The sequence below is a fragment of the Tenacibaculum sp. SM2510 genome (genome assembly GCF_057002845.1).
Genome location: NZ_CP192703.1, coordinates 88412 through 107193, shown reverse-complemented (window position 1 = coordinate 107193; position 18782 = coordinate 88412). Strand labels below are relative to the sequence as shown.

Annotated in this window: 1 protein-coding gene (cut by a window edge); it reads right to left on the bottom strand. The window is 38.1% G+C overall.

Going from position 1 to position 18782, the window contains the following annotated elements; translation table 11 throughout:
- A protein-coding gene (locus ACQ629_RS00420; RefSeq protein WP_483705855.1) for a T9SS type B sorting domain-containing protein crosses the window boundary here: on the bottom strand, nucleotides 1-18782 show its 5' portion. It extends 9484 nt beyond the left edge of the window; only the first 18782 of its 28266 coding nucleotides appear in the window; its start codon is at nucleotides 18780-18782; its stop codon lies off the left edge, out of view.

Sequence of the window (18782 nt, the reverse complement as noted above, 5' to 3'; positions counted from 1 at the left end):
CCTGTTGCTGTTGATACTACTGTACTTGTAACTGTATTGGTTAATGTAAAAGTATAGGTACCGGTTCCGCCTGTTGGTGTTACCGTTATATTTCCACCTACACTACTGTTACATGAGTTATCATCTTTTGTTACCGTAAATTCTACTAACGTAGTATTGTTAACTGTCTCTGTAAATACAACTTCACATCCGTTGGCATCTCTTACTGTAATATCATACGTACCTGACTCTAAATTGTTAAATACATTGTTGGTACTAAATGCTACTGCTGGTGAAGTTCCTGTTCCAGGAGTTAAACTATAAGTATAACCTCCCCATCCATCTGATCCTGTTGCCGTAATACTTCCGTCTCCTCCGTTATTACAACTTACACCTACTGCGCTAGTTGCTAATGTTAAGGCTACTGCTGGTTCATCTATCGTTACATTTGCTGATGTTACAGGGCAAAATGGACTTCCTGTCATCGTTACTGTAACATAATAACTACCTGCCGATAATCCTGTTACTGATGAACTTCCTGTTGCTCCTGATACTAATCCTCCTACTGGAGTATCATCTCCTGTTGCCGCTGTACCATTGGTATCATAAACTTGGTAATCGTAGTTTCCTGCGTATGGTGAACTTACACTGAAATCAAAATCAAATGCGCCTTCATTACTCGATACACATGCTACATCATTCGTCTTATTTACATCTAAATTAAATGTTGGCTCAGCTTCTACTAAAATACTTGTTGTTAATACACAACCTGTTGATGGGTTTGTAATTGTTACTGTATATGTATCGGCTGGTACTCCTGTAAAACTTACTGGTGATACGCCACTTTGTGTATCTGTATAAGCCGTATTTACTCCGGTGATTACAACATCGGCTGTAATAGCACTTACACTAGAATCGAAAGTGATATTTAAATCTGCCCCTCCTAATGGTAATACTCTACAATCTACCGCTTTGGTTACTGCGTAATCTGCATTGCTTAATCCGTTAAACGCCGCTACTGCTTGCGTAGTTACTTCACTACAACCATTATCGTCGTAAACTGTAATCGCTACACTTCCGCCTGCTTCATTGGTTACGGCAAAACTTGCACTTGAACTGTCTTGAGTGATATCATCACCTACTGCTACAGTTCCGTTATCGTAAACAAATACATAACGTACATAAGTACTTGATCCGCCTATTGCTGTTACACTTACAATGGCATTATTCGTGTCATTATCTGTTGTACATGCAAAATCTACTACACTTGGTGTAAGAACTAAATCTGGATTCTCATTGATAACAACCGTTATCATAGTAGTACATCCATTGGTTCCTGTTCCTGTTATATCATAACTTCCTGCTGGTAAACCTGTGTAAGTTAACGTAGCTGCATTAAATGTTCCTGCTGCTGGTGCAATACTATAAGTTAATGGATTGATACTATTATTTACCTCGGTCAACTGAATCTCACCTGTTGAACTTCCAAAACAAATATCATCTACACTCGCAATACCTGTAAAGTTTGGTTCTATACGAGCTCCAACTACAACATCAACTGTATTTGAACATACTGGCGTTGCTGCCATATCAAATACTTCTACTGTGTAGGTATCTGCTGATGATACAGGGAAACTTACTGTGGTTCCTCCTGTAGTCGTTTGAGCTACAACTGGACCGCCTAAACTATTTACTACTGAATACTCATACGTTCCTGAACCTGATGATATCGTAAGCTCTATTACTCCGTCTGTACTTGCACTACAATCTATATTCTTTGTCTGAATTGCTGTAAATGCTAAGTTTGGTGTAATGGTTACTAATGAACTTCCAATAGCTACTCCTGGACAACTATTACTATCTACTACAGATACTGAATAATCGCCTGCCGCTATGTTTGTAAAAGTATGCGCTACTGTTCCTGTTGCTGTTGATACTACTGTACTTGTAACTGTATTGGTTAATGTAAAAGTATAGGTACCGGTTCCGCCTGTTGGTGTTACCGTTATATTTCCACCTACACTACTGTTACATGAGTTATCATCTTTTGTTACCGTAAATTCTACTAACGTAGTATTGTTAACTGTCTCTGTAAATACAACTTCACATCCGTTGGCATCTCTTACTGTAATATCATACGTACCTGACTCTAAATTGTTAAATACATTGTTGGTACTAAATGCTACTGCTGGTGAAGTTCCTGTTCCAGGAGTTAAACTATAAGTATAACCTCCCCATCCATCTGATCCTGTTGCCGTAATACTTCCGTCTCCTCCGTTATTACAACTTACACCTACTGCGCTAGTTGCTAATGTTAAGGCTACTGCTGGTTCATCTATCGTTACATTTGCTGATGTTACAGGGCAAAATGGACTTCCTGTCATCGTTACTGTAACATAATAACTACCTGCCGATAATCCTGTTACTGATGAACTTCCTGTTGCTCCTGATACTAATCCTCCTACTGGAGTATCATCTCCTGTTGCCGCTGTACCATTGGTATCATAAACTTGGTAATCGTAGTTTCCTGCGTATGGTGAACTTACACTGAAATCAAAATCAAATGCGCCTTCATTACTCGATACACATGCTACATCACTCGTCTTATTTACATCTAAATTAAATGTTGGCTCAGCTTCTACTAAAATACTTGTTGTTAATACACAACCTGTTGATGGGTTTGTAATTGTTACTGTATATGTATCGGCTGGTACTCCTGTAAAACTTACTGGTGATACGCCACTTTGTGTATCTGTATAAGCCGTATTTACTCCGGTGATTACAACATCGGCTGTAATAGCACTTACACTAGAATCGAAAGTGATATTTAAATCTGCCCCTCCTAATGGTAATACTCTACAATCTACCGCTTTGGTTACTGCGTAATCTGCATTGCTTAATCCGTTAAACGCCGCTACTGCTTGCGTAGTTACTTCACTACAACCATTATCGTCGTAAACTGTAATCGCTACACTTCCGCCTGCTTCATTGGTTACGGCAAAACTTGCACTTGAACTGTCTTGAGTGATATCATCACCTACTGCTACAGTTCCGTTATCGTAAACAAATACATAACGTACATAAGTACTTGATCCGCCTATTGCTGTTACACTTACAATGGCATTATTCGTGTCATTATCTGTTGTACATGCAAAATCTACTACACTTGGTGTAAGAACTAAATCTGGATTCTCATTGATAACAACCGTTATCATAGTAGTACATCCATTGGTTCCTGTTCCTGTTATATCATAACTTCCTGCTGGTAAACCTGTGTAAGTTAACGTAGCTGCATTAAAACTTCCTGCTGCTGGTGCAATACTATAAGTTAATGGATTGATACTATTATTTACCTCGGTCAACTGAATCTCGCCTGTTGAACTTCCAAAACAAATATCATCTACACTCGCAATACCTGTAAAGTTTGGTTGAATCGCTGCAGCTATAGTTATTTGTTGTGTTTCAACACAACCAGAAGTATTATCAGTAATAGTTACTTCATAAGTACCTTCTGCTGTTACTGTATGCGAAGCTGTTGTACTTACTCCTGAAATAGTCCCTGTATTAAGTGCTGGTGTAACAGCTGGTGCTGCTACTGCAGTAATAACATATGAAAAATCTCCTGTAACCCCTAAATCTGCTCCAGAATTAACTGTAATATCTACAATTGCTTCCCCTGGTGCACAATTTAAATTTTGCCCTGTAGTTAAAGTAAGGTTTAGCTCAGGGTAAATAATTACTCCGTTTTGTGTGTCTGAACAACCATTAGCATCTCTTACAACAATATCGTAAGAACCAGGTGTTAAACTATTAAAAGTATACGAAGTTGCTGCTGTTGCTGCTGTATAATTTATTCCACCATCACTAGAGTATTGATATGGAGCTGTACCACTTGATACATCAACTGTTATTGTTTTATTTGCAGCACATGTACTTGTTACTATAGTATCTATTGTTGGTGATGGACTTAAGGTTAACGTTACTGGTCCTAAGTTTGTAGTACACCCATTGGTATCAGTTACCAACACTTCTACATCTACAGAAGTATAAGCTCCTAAATCAGCTACTGCTACTGTTACGATATTTCCCGAAACGGTACTTGTTACGGTATTTACCGGTGTACCTGTTTCATAAACTGTGGCAGTGTAAACATATCCAGGGAATCCGCCACTTACACTATCTATTCTTACCGTTCCATCAACACTACACGTAATATTATTAACAACTGTTAAATTACCTGTTATTGGTGTACCTTCTTCTATTAAGGTATCTGAGCTTGCAAACTGACATAATGGTGGTCCTCCACTCGTATTTGTTAATTCTATATAATATTCTCCTTGATCTAAACCTGTAACAACGATGTCTACAAAACCAGTTTGATTGATACCAATATATCCTGCAACTCCCACTCCTGTATTAGTTGCATCTCTTTTAAATAAAGTATAATCAAAAGGATCTGTTAAATCTCCACTTGTATTATCTATTGAAAATGTAATTTGTCCATTCGCAGCACCATTACACGCGGCATTATTTACAGCGGCTGTAATAGGCACTGACGGAGTGAAAACGGCATATACATCTTCATTATTCTGTTTAATACAACCTGTAACATCTCTTACGAAAAAATCATATGTTTGTCCGGGTATCAAACCTGTAAATGTAAATGTATTAGGATTTGGAGCATCTGGACCAACCCAGCCTGATGCAGAGTTTATTGCAAATTCATAAGGCCCTGCTCCACCAACTGCTTCTACAGTAACACTAAATCCTCCAACACATGTTCCTGGTGTACTTACAGGGTTAACAATTAATCCTTCTACTGGGTAAGGCACTTCATATTGTCCATTGGCTAATAAACAAATGGTATTTCCTGTTCCTGCTGCCCCATCTGATGTTCGTAATACTGGAAAAACAATATCTCCTGAATTTAAATTACGTACCTGACCTCCTGTACTTGTAAAATCAATCCAAGTAGCTCCATTATCAATACTATATTGTAATATAGACGGAAGGTAATTTACGGGATTAATATTAACGAAATCAAAACCTGTTAATGCTGGATTTGGGGCACAACCTGGAGGTAATACCGAAACAATATCCATTACCAATGCTATAGGATCGGTTAATATTACTTGCTCTGTTTCAGAACATCCTAAATTATCTATAATAGTTATATCATAAGTCTCTGCAGGTAAATCATTGAATGAAATTGAGGTTCCTAAATGATCTGTAACTGTTGCAACAGTAGTACCTCCTGAATTTACCACTGTAAAATCATACGGAGATTCTCCGTCTGCGATAGCGACATCAATACTTCCTAAATCACCATTACAAATAGGCTGGTTTGCGCTAGGTGTAATATCTATTGGTGAAATATTATTAACGATAACATCTTCTATTAAGAATTGACAAAAACCTACTCCTGTTGTAGCTCCTCCATTATCTCTTACATAAACGTCATAAGTACCTGTTGGTCGTGTAATAGGGTTTGTATTACTAAATGTTCCGTTTGCTGGTACAGGATCGTTAGCTATTACAACTGAATACACATAATTACCATCTCCTCCTAAAGGAAATACTTCTATAGCCCCATCAAAACAACTTGCATTTGTTACAATAGCTGTAGCTGTTAACTGCTCATTTATTGTTACCGTTTGTTGTGTTCCTGAACATCCTCCGCCATCAATAACATCAACCGTATAAGTTCCATTACTTAGGCCTGTAAAAGTATAAGTCGTTGCACTTGTTGGTGTTGGCGTTTGTGCTGAACCTCCATTTAAGATAAACTGGTAATCTCCATTTCCAGCTGTTACATCTACAACTATCTCTCCTGTATTTCCTCCTGCATAACAAACTGTTGGTACTGAAGTAAATGTAATATTTGCTGCCGGAGCTACCGTGATTGAAAATGCTGGTGAATCACAACTGTTAGTGTCTCTTACTACTACATTATAAGTTCCTGCGGCAACATCTGTAAATGTTGAACTTGCTTGAAATGTTGTACCATTATCTAAACTATAGGTATAACCTGGTGTACCGTTAGATCCTGTTACCTCTATAGTCGCACCGGTTGGTGCTGCACAGGTAACTTCTTTGGTTATTACAGCACTCGCTACAACTGCCGTTGGCTCATTTAAAGTTATTGGTCCTAAATTAATTGTACATACCGCCAATGAACTAGCATCCGGACGAACTTCAATTGTATATGATATATTATCTAAACCGGTTAAGGTTTCTGTTGCATTACTACTTGTTACAAAGGCTGCTCCATTTAAACGATACTCATAGTTTCCTGTGAAATTTGTTACCTCAAAAGTTATCGTTCCGTCTGTTGCTCCATTACAAGTTACATCTGTACTTCCTGTTATTGACGCGCCAAAGGCTTGGCCTGAAGCTACATTAACTACAAAATCTCTAGGACATGCTCTTGGTGCTGTTACCGTAATAGTATGACTACCAACTGCTTGATCTGTAAAAATATTACTCGCCTGAACTGCGCCGCCATCAATACTATAACTATATGTTAATACTGGGGTAGCTGGTGCGGTTAAAGTAATGTTTCCTGTACCATCACAATTATAGGTAACCGAATTTGTGAAAACTGGAATTACTGGTAACGGATCGATTGTTATAGAACCTACTGACTCTTCACATCCGTTTGTATCCTGTACCGTTAATACATAAGTTCCTTCTGTTAAGTTTCCATAAACTAAACCTGCTCCGTAAACTCCATTTACTCCATAATTATAGGTAGGTCCTGTTCCGCCTGTAGCTGCTGTAAATGTGATCTCTCCAAATGTAGAACACGTATAATCTTGTGTTAAACTTGCCGTACTTACAACGGTCGTTAATTGGTTTACTATTACATCTACTGGTGTTTGACTACATCCATTAACATCCGTTACTTGAATCGTATAAGTATCTGGTGACAATGTGTCATACAATATAGTACTACCTGCTTGGGTTGTTGTATTTGAAAATCCTGTTGTTGCTGTACCATTTACCGTTATGGTATAAGGTGAAACTCCATCTGCTATTGTGATATTGATACTTCCTGTATCTCCATTACAACTTGGTTGGTTTGCAACTGTGGTAAACGATGGGTCTGTTGTTTGAGCTACTGTTATCGTTGAACTATAACTACATCCTAATCCGTCTTCTACAAAGAAATCGTAATCTCCTGCTGTGGTTATTGCAAAAGTGTTACTCGCTCCAAAAGTTGGCACGGCTCCACTTCCGGTGGTTATAATTGCATACTGATATGTTCCGTTACCTCCTTGAGCTGTTACCGTTAAACTTCCATCATTACAAGTCACATTGGTTGTGGCTGCTGTAGCTGTTAACTGCTCATTTATTGTTACCGTTTGTTGTGTTCCTGAACATCCTCCGCCATCAATAACATCAACCGTATAAGTTCCATTACTTAGGCCTGTAAAAGTATAAGTCGTTGCACTTGTTGGTGTTGGCGTTTGTGCTGAACCTCCATTTAAGATAAACTGGTAATCTCCATTTCCAGCTGTTACATCTACAACTATCTCTCCTGTATTTCCTCCTGCATAACAAACTGTTGGTACTGAAGTAAATGTAATATTTGCTGCCGGAGCTACCGTGATTGAAAATGCTGGTGAATCACAACTGTTAGTGTCTCTTACTACTACATTATAAGTTCCTGCGGCAACATCTGTAAATGTTGAACTTGCTTGAAATGTTGTACCATTATCTAAACTATAGGTATAACCTGGTGTACCGTTAGATCCTGTTACCTCTATAGTCGCACCGGTTGGTGCTGCACAGGTAACTTCTTTGGTTATTACAGCACTCGCTACAACTGCCGTTGGCTCATTTAAAGTTATTGGTCCTAAATTAATTGTACATACCGCCAATGAACTAGCATCCGGACGAACTTCAATTGTATATGATATATTATCTAAACCGGTTAAGGTTTCTGTTGCATTACTACTTGTTACAAAGGCTGCTCCATTTAAACGATACTCATAGTTTCCTGTGAAATTTGTTACCTCAAAAGTTATCGTTCCGTCTGTTGCTCCATTACAAGTTACATCTGTACTTCCTGTTATTGACGCGCCAAAGGCTTGGCCTGAAGCTACATTAACTACAAAATCTCTAGGACATGCTCTTGGTGCTGTTACCGTAATAGTATGACTACCAACTGCTTGATCTGTAAAAATATTACTCGCCTGAACTGCGCCGCCATCAATACTATAACTATATGTTAATACTGGGGTAGCTGGTGCGGTTAAAGTAATGTTTCCTGTACCATCACAATTATAGGTAACCGAATTTGTGAAAACTGGAATTACTGGTAACGGATCGATTGTTATAGAACCTACTGACTCTTCACATCCGTTTGTATCCTGTACCGTTAATACATAAGTTCCTTCTGTTAAGTTTCCATAAACTAAACCTGCTCCGTAAACTCCATTTACTCCATAATTATAGGTAGGTCCTGTTCCGCCTGTAGCTGCTGTAAATGTGATCTCTCCAAATGTAGAACACGTATAATCTTGTGTTAAACTTGCCGTACTTACAACGGTCGTTAATTGGTTTACTATTACATCTACTGGTGTTTGACTACATCCATTAACATCCGTTACTTGAATCGTATAAGTATCTGGTGACAATGTGTCATACAATATAGTACTACCTGCTTGGGTTGTTGTATTTGAAAATCCTGTTGTTGCTGTACCATTTACCGTTATGGTATAAGGTGAAACTCCATCTGCTATTGTGATATTGATACTTCCTGTATCTCCATTACAACTTGGTTGGTTTGCAACTGTGGTAAACGATGGGTCTGTTGTTTGAGCTACTGTTATCGTTGAACTATAACTACATCCTAATCCGTCTTCTACAAAGAAATCGTAATCTCCTGCTGTGGTTATTGCAAAAGTGTTACTCGCTCCAAAAGTTGGCACGGCTCCACTTCCGGTGGTTATAATTGCATACTGATATGTTCCGTTACCTCCTTGAGCTGTTACCGTTAAACTTCCATCATTACAAGTCACATTGGTTGTGGCTGCTGTAGCTGTTAACTGCTCATTTATTGTTACCGTTTGTTGTGTTCCTGAACATCCTCCGCCATCAATAACATCAACCGTATAAGTTCCATTACTTAGGCCTGTAAAAGTATAAGTCGTTGCACTTGTTGGTGTTGGCGTTTGTGCTGAACCTCCATTTAAGATAAACTGGTAATCTCCATTTCCAGCTGTTACATCTACAACTATCTCTCCTGTATTTCCTCCTGCATAACAAACTGTTGGTACTGAAGTAAATGTAATATTTGCTGCCGGAGCTACCGTGATTGAAAATGCTGGTGAATCACAACTGTTAGTGTCTCTTACTACTACATTATAAGTTCCTGCGGCAACATCTGTAAATGTTGAACTTGCTTGAAATGTTGTACCATTATCTAAACTATAGGTATAACCTGGTGTACCGTTAGATCCTGTTACCTCTATAGTCGCACCGGTTGGTGCTGCACAGGTAACTTCTTTGGTTATTACAGCACTCGCTACAACTGCCGTTGGCTCATTTAAAGTTATTGGTCCTAAATTAATTGTACATACCGCCAATGAACTAGCATCCGGACGAACTTCAATTGTATATGATATATTATCTAAACCGGTTAAGGTTTCTGTTGCATTACTACTTGTTACAAAGGCTGCTCCATTTAAACGATACTCATAGTTTCCTGTGAAATTTGTTACCTCAAAAGTTATCGTTCCGTCTGTTGCTCCATTACAAGTTACATCTGTACTTCCTGTTATTGACGCGCCAAAGGCTTGGCCTGAAGCTACATTAACTACAAAATCTCTAGGACATGCTCTTGGTGCTGTTACCGTAATAGTATGACTACCAACTGCTTGATCTGTAAAAATATTACTCGCCTGAACTGCGCCGCCATCAATACTATAACTATATGTTAATACTGGGGTAGCTGGTGCGGTTAAAGTAATGTTTCCTGTACCATCACAATTATAGGTAACCGAATTTGTGAAAACTGGAATTACTGGTAACGGATCGATTGTTATAGAACCTACTGACTCTTCACATCCGTTTGTATCCTGTACCGTTAATACATAAGTTCCTTCTGTTAAGTTTCCATAAACTAAACCTGCTCCGTAAACTCCATTTACTCCATAATTATAGGTAGGTCCTGTTCCGCCTGTAGCTGCTGTAAATGTGATCTCTCCAAATGTAGAACACGTATAATCTTGTGTTAAACTTGCCGTACTTACAACGGTCGTTAATTGGTTTACTATTACATCTACTGGTGTTTGACTACATCCATTAACATCCGTTACTTGAATCGTATAAGTATCTGGTGACAATGTGTCATACAATATAGTACTACCTGCTTGGGTTGTTGTATTTGAAAATCCTGTTGTTGCTGTACCATTTACCGTTATGGTATAAGGTGAAACTCCATCTGCTATTGTGATATTGATACTTCCTGTATCTCCATTACAACTTGGTTGGTTTGCAACTGTGGTAAACGATGGGTCTGTTGTTTGAGCTACTGTTATCGTTGAACTATAACTACATCCTAATCCGTCTTCTACAAAGAAATCGTAATCTCCTGCTGTGGTTATTGCAAAAGTGTTACTCGCTCCAAAAGTTGGCACGGCTCCACTTCCGGTGGTTATAATTGCATACTGATATGTTCCGTTACCTCCTTGAGCTGTTACCGTTAAACTTCCATCATTACAAGTCACATTGGTTGTGGCTGCTGTAGCTGTTAACTGCTCATTTATTGTTACCGTTTGTTGTGTTCCTGAACATCCTCCGCCATCAATAACATCAACCGTATAAGTTCCATTACTTAGGCCTGTAAAAGTATAAGTCGTTGCACTTGTTGGTGTTGGCGTTTGTGCTGAACCTCCATTTAAGATAAACTGGTAATCTCCATTTCCAGCTGTTACATCTACAACTATCTCTCCTGTATTTCCTCCTGCATAACAAACTGTTGGTACTGAAGTAAATGTAATATTTGCTGCCGGAGCTACCGTGATTGAAAATGCTGGTGAATCACAACTGTTAGTGTCTCTTACTACTACATTATAAGTTCCTGCGGCAACATCTGTAAATGTTGAACTTGCTTGAAATGTTGTACCATTATCTAAACTATAGGTATAACCTGGTGTACCGTTAGATCCTGTTACCTCTATAGTCGCACCGGTTGGTGCTGCACAGGTAACTTCTTTGGTTATTACAGCACTCGCTACAACTGCCGTTGGCTCATTTAAAGTTATTGGTCCTAAATTAATTGTACATACCGCCAATGAACTAGCATCCGGACGAACTTCAATTGTATATGATATATTATCTAAACCGGTTAAGGTTTCTGTTGCATTACTACTTGTTACAAAGGCTGCTCCATTTAAACGATACTCATAGTTTCCTGTGAAATTTGTTACCTCAAAAGTTATCGTTCCGTCTGTTGCTCCATTACAAGTTACATCTGTACTTCCTGTTATTGACGCGCCAAAGGCTTGGCCTGAAGCTACATTAACTACAAAATCTCTAGGACATGCTCTTGGTGCTGTTACCGTAATAGTATGACTACCAACTGCTTGATCTGTAAAAATATTACTCGCCTGAACTGCGCCGCCATCAATACTATAACTATATGTTAATACTGGGGTAGCTGGTGCGGTTAAAGTAATGTTTCCTGTACCATCACAATTATAGGTAACCGAATTTGTGAAAACTGGAATTACTGGTAACGGATCGATTGTTATAGAACCTACTGACTCTTCACATCCGTTTGTATCCTGTACCGTTAATACATAAGTTCCTTCTGTTAAGTTTCCATAAACTAAACCTGCTCCGTAAACTCCATTTACTCCATAATTATAGGTAGGTCCTGTTCCGCCTGTAGCTGCTGTAAATGTGATCTCTCCAAATGTAGAACACGTATAATCTTGTGTTAAACTTGCCGTACTTACAACGGTCGTTAATTGGTTTACTATTACATCTACTGGTGTTTGACTACATCCATTAACATCCGTTACTTGAATCGTATAAGTATCTGGTGACAATGTGTCATACAATATAGTACTACCTGCTTGGGTTGTTGTATTTGAAAATCCTGTTGTTGCTGTACCATTTACCGTTATGGTATAAGGTGAAACTCCATCTGCTATTGTGATATTGATACTTCCTGTATCTCCATTACAACTTGGTTGGTTTGCAACTGTGGTAAACGATGGGTCTGTTGTTTGAGCTACTGTTATCGTTGAACTATAACTACATCCTAATCCGTCTTCTACAAAGAAATCGTAATCTCCTGCTGTGGTTATTGCAAAAGTGTTACTCGCTCCAAAAGTTGGCACGGCTCCACTTCCGGTGGTTATAATTGCATACTGATATGTTCCGTTACCTCCTTGAGCTGTTACCGTTAAACTTCCATCATTACAAGTCACATTGGTTGTGGCTGCTGTAGCTGTTAACTGCTCATTTATTGTTACCGTTTGTTGTGTTCCTGAACATCCTCCGCCATCAATAACATCAACCGTATAAGTTCCATTACTTAGGCCTGTAAAAGTATAAGTCGTTGCACTTGTTGGTGTTGGCGTTTGTGCTGAACCTCCATTTAAGATAAACTGGTAATCTCCATTTCCAGCTGTTACATCTACAACTATCTCTCCTGTATTTCCTCCTGCATAACAAACTGTTGGTACTGAAGTAAATGTAATATTTGCTGCCGGAGCTACCGTGATTGAAAATGCTGGTGAATCACAACTGTTAGTGTCTCTTACTACTACATTATAAGTTCCTGCGGCAACATCTGTAAATGTTGAACTTGCTTGAAATGTTGTACCATTATCTAAACTATAGGTATAACCTGGTGTACCGTTAGATCCTGTTACCTCTATAGTCGCACCGGTTGGTGCTGCACAGGTAACTTCTTTGGTTATTACAGCACTCGCTACAACTGCCGTTGGCTCATTTAAAGTTATTGGTCCTAAATTAATTGTACATACCGCCAATGAACTAGCATCCGGACGAACTTCAATTGTATATGATATATTATCTAAACCGGTTAAGGTTTCTGTTGCATTACTACTTGTTACAAAGGCTGCTCCATTTAAACGATACTCATAGTTTCCTGTGAAATTTGTTACCTCAAAAGTTATCGTTCCGTCTGTTGCTCCATTACAAGTTACATCTGTACTTCCTGTTATTGACGCGCCAAAGGCTTGGCCTGAAGCTACATTAACTACAAAATCTCTAGGACATGCTCTTGGTGCTGTTACCGTAATAGTATGACTACCAACTGCTTGATCTGTAAAAATATTACTCGCCTGAACTGCGCCGCCATCAATACTATAACTATATGTTAATACTGGGGTAGCTGGTGCGGTTAAAGTAATGTTTCCTGTACCATCACAATTATAGGTAACCGAATTTGTGAAAACTGGAATTACTGGTAACGGATCGATTGTTATAGAACCTACTGACTCTTCACATCCGTTTGTATCCTGTACCGTTAATACATAAGTTCCTTCTGTTAAGTTTCCATAAACTAAACCTGCTCCGTAAACTCCATTTACTCCATAATTATAGGTAGGTCCTGTTCCGCCTGTAGCTGCTGTAAATGTGATCTCTCCAAATGTAGAACACGTATAATCTTGTGTTAAACTTGCCGTACTTACAACGGTCGTTAATTGGTTTACTATTACATCTACTGGTGTTTGACTACATCCATTAACATCCGTTACTTGAATCGTATAAGTATCTGGTGACAATGTGTCATACAATATAGTACTACCTGCTTGGGTTGTTGTATTTGAAAATCCTGTTGTTGCTGTACCATTTACCGTTATGGTATAAGGTGAAACTCCATCTGCTATTGTGATATTGATACTTCCTGTATCTCCATTACAACTTGGTTGGTTTGCAACTGTGGTAAACGATGGGTCTGTTGTTTGAGCTACTGTTATCGTTGAACTATAACTACATCCTAATCCGTCTTCTACAAAGAAATCGTAATCTCCTGCTGTGGTTATTGCAAAAGTGTTACTCGCTCCAAAAGTTGGCACGGCTCCACTTCCGGTGGTTATAATTGCATACTGATATGTTCCGTTACCTCCTTGAGCTGTTACCGTTAAACTTCCATCATTACAAGTCACATTGGTTGTGGCTGCTGTAGCTGTTAACTGCTCATTTATTGTTACCGTTTGTTGTGTTCCTGAACATCCTCCGCCATCAATAACATCAACCGTATAAGTTCCATTACTTAGGCCTGTAAAAGTATAAGTCGTTGCACTTGTTGGTGTTGGCGTTTGTGCTGAACCTCCATTTAAGATAAACTGGTAATCTCCATTTCCAGCTGTTACATCTACAACTATCTCTCCTGTATTTCCTCCTGCATAACAAACTGTTGGTACTGAAGTAAATGTAATATTTGCTGCCGGAGCTACCGTGATTGAAAATGCTGGTGAATCACAACTGTTAGTGTCTCTTACTACTACATTATAAGTTCCTGCGGCAACATCTGTAAATGTTGAACTTGCTTGAAATGTTGTACCATTATCTAAACTATAGGTATAACCTGGTGTACCGTTAGATCCTGTTACCTCTATAGTCGCACCGGTTGGTGCTGCACAGGTAACTTCTTTGGTTATTACAGCACTCGCTACAACTGCCGTTGGCTCATTTAAAGTTATTGGTCCTAAATTAATTGTACATACCGCCAATGAACTAGCATCCGGACGAACTTCAATTGTATATGATATATTATCTAAACCGGTTAAGGTTTCTGTTGCATTACTACTTGTTACAAAGGCTGCTCCATTTAAACGATACTCATAGTTTCCTGTGAAATTTGTTACCTCAAAAGTTATCGTTCCGTCTGTTGCTCCATTACAAGTTACATCTGTACTTCCTGTTATTGACGCGCCAAAGGCTTGGCCTGAAGCTACATTAACTACAAAATCTCTAGGACATGCTCTTGGTGCTGTTACCGTAATAGTATGACTACCAACTGCTTGATCTGTAAAAATATTACTCGCCTGAACTGCGCCGCCATCAATACTATAACTATATGTTAATACTGGGGTAGCTGGTGCGGTTAAAGTAATGTTTCCTGTACCATCACAATTATAGGTAACCGAATTTGTGAAAACTGGAATTACTGGTAACGGATCGATTGTTACATCATTAAAATCTCTTGAACAACCATTAGCATCTTCAACTCTTATGTTATAAGTACCTTCAGGCAAATCTGTTACACTTGTTGCTGTTGTTGATGAAGAGGTTCCACTTGCCGATAAACCATAAAAATAAGTATATACACCTGTTCCTCCTGTTGGAGGAGTAAATGTTAATGTACCCAATACTGTTCCTCCCGAAGCATCACAACTATGATCAGTCCCAGCTGCACTACCTCCTACTAAAACTGTTGGTTCATCAATTACAATATTTTGTATTTCATAAACACATTGATAACTAGGTTTCGAAGCTCTAACTGTTACTGTATAAGTATTAGCTGCAAGCCCTGTAAATACACCTGTTGTGTTCCATGGTCCCCCTGTACCATCAATACTATATTCTATTGGAGAGAAACCTTGATCACTACCATTAATTGTTACTTCAATTCTTCCATCAGTTAAACCATTACAGGTAATATCAGTTGCTGTATAATCAAACTGTAATTCTGGTTCGACGTTAATTGTTACTGGCCCTGAAAAAGTGGTACAATTATTACTATCAATAACAATAAAAACATAAGTTCCTTCTTCTCCATTAACTACTTCATGTGTAAGGTCTGTAAAATACTCTGACACAGGTATGTCTGATATATTAGCATAAAGAGCTGTTCCGTCTTTAGACCATATAGCAAACGAATAGGCGTCTCCAGAATTTATAGTTCCTCCTGAAGCGGATAATGTAATAATACCATTAGAAGCTCCGTCTTTACATGAAATATCTTTAGTAGGTACTGCTGTTAAATTTAATTCTGCAGGCTCTGTAATTGTAACATTTTCTGAAATAGTACATTGTGGAGTATTAACAGTTACCTCATAAAGGCCACCATTTGTCACATTAAAAGTATGGTCATTATCTGTTGTAGGACCAAAACTTGCAACTTGACTACCCCCTTGCATTAAAATATATGTATAATCTCCTGGTACATTATTAACTTGAACTCTAATTTGTGCAGGTTCATTTGCACATTGCATATCCGTTGTTATAATGTTTATACCTATATTATTTTCTTGAATATTAAAAGATGGAAATGTATATGTACAAGATCCTGCTGGTGCGCCTGCTAATCGGATAAAATAATCATAATCTCCTGGAGCTGTTACCGTAAAGGTATTACTTGCTTGAAAAGGAGCATTGAACCCTCCGGGCCCTGTTAAACTGTACTCATACCCATTAGGTACATTATCTATTCTAACAGTAGCTGAACTACCACATAATATATCTTCTTTAACCACTGTTGGGTTTAATGTAGCCTTATAAACATTAAAATAATATGTTTGTGGACATCTCCCATCATATAAAACTTCTAGACGGTATTCGCCTTCTGTATCAAATGTTTTATTTAACTCCTGACCTATATCTGCCCAAGTACAGTCTGTTGCTACATTAGCACAACCTGATACTGTTTGATCTGCACATGAAGCTTCGTCTAACTTAAACCAATTAACAGTTGTTGCTCCTGTAAATGGTAAATTCACTTGTCTCGAACTACCACTACCACATAAATAAATTTCAGCTAATTCAAAACTATTACTAGGGCAAGATGTTAAAACTTGATCTGAAAAAGGAGCTAATGGATTTGGCTCATTATTAAAACTTACTACTTCAATAGATTCTGTTGAATCTATACAACCTACTGGTGCCGTTTTTGTTACGACATAGGTACCTGCTTGTGTGATAGTTAATGTTTGGTTTGTTCCTAAAACTACTCCAGGATTACTTGCTTCTTCCCATGAATAGTTAGCAAAACCATTACCTGCAACTAAATCTAAACTTGCACCACAAATAACTTCAGTTCTTTCAAAAGTACAACCCGCGGTATCCACTAAAAAATTAGAAGTACCTACTACTCCAAAATTACAACCATCCACACCTGCAAAACTTTCTTCACCACTTACAGGAGGTGTTCCTCCTCTATCTCCTGAATAATTAGCAAATGCTTGATTTTCTATCTCATTAGAACAAACATCCCTTAATTCATTACAATCACTAACTACTTGTACTTTGATCTTTATATCGTAAAAAGTCCCGTTTTCTTCTACAAGATTATCTGGAATTTCAAAGATTAATCGACCTCTAAATCCATTACCTGCCGATGGTGGCTCGTAATTATTTAAAATATCGGCTCGTGTACTTTCTAATTCTGGCGGTAATATTAAATCTGCGGATATAAAATCTACATTCTTTGGAAGAACGTCTATAATTTGAGTATTCGTTGCATTATCTGTACCTACACTTTGAAAACGTATGTTGTAAAAAAGTTCTGAACCTAAGCCAACCGTTTGCCCAGAAATATCATTACCTGCAGCATCTTCAATCGTTTTAATTAATTGAACCTTAGGCTCAATAATTTCAACAGTCATTGCATTTAAAAATGGAAAATAGGCATCTTGTGCCGTGGTAAACCTAACGTCAATTGAAGATTGTCCGTTTCCTATAACTGAATTTGAAGGATTATCTAGGTTAAATAAATCAACATCAAAACCCAAAGTGTTCGTACTTCTTGGCGCCCTGTTATTAACAAAATTATTAAATTTGGTGATAGAACTATTAAAAAAGTTATTGGTTTGGTTATTATTACCTGTAGTTATATCATCATAGTTGTTTGATTGGTTTAGTATTTGAAAACTATCTCCAACAAAAGGTTTATCCCCTTCCAAAGCTGCCGTAAGTAACTGAACTCTAACAGGTCCTGAAGGAATTGTAGTAAACCCAGAAAATGTTACGTCAGTATCCGCATTTCCATCAATCGTAGAAAAACCATCAAATAATGAGATGTTTTTACTTGATTCTCCTTCATTTTCATAAATAACCACTAAAACCCAACCTGCTGAAGAACCTAGTCGTTGACCAACTGAATCTTGCCCTAGCGTAGCTTTAATATTCGCTCCAAAATAATCTCCATTATAATTAGTTCCTAACGATTGTACTATTGAGGTTACATCACTATAACATACATAAGGTAATTGAGTAGCTTCTCCATCGTCATAAAGTACAGTTCCTGTTATGTCTTGATATGGTTGCCCAGGAGCTTTAAACTTCATAGTATTAAAGTCGTTATCTCTGGTGTTTACACCAGCAGACTCATCGCTCCATTCATCATATGGATATATAGAAGCCCAGTATAGCCCTGCGTATACAACTCTTGAACAGCTTGGTAAATTAAGTGTTGACATACTTGATGAAAAAGTGGTATTATTCCCCGGAATACCTAAATCATCATCAATATCAATATAGCCTAACTCAAAATCAGTGTTGGCATTTCCTCCGAAATTAAAATCATCGTTAGGACCTATAAAACTATACCTAGAGTCTTCAATACTTAATATATTGTTACCCGCAAAAGTAATATTACCTCTTACATTAATACCACCAGCTCCTAACCTGTTGGTAAAAGGGGTATCAGCTAGCTTATTGGCCGTTGAGCTTTCTTTAACGTTAGATAGCTTTTTTGCGCTCTCTTTGAGTTCTTTTGACACTCTTGAGTCATCGAATAAACTAATTTTTTCTTGCGAAAAAGTTACAGTAGTTATTAGTAAAACTAGTGTGATTAGTATTTTTTTCATCAT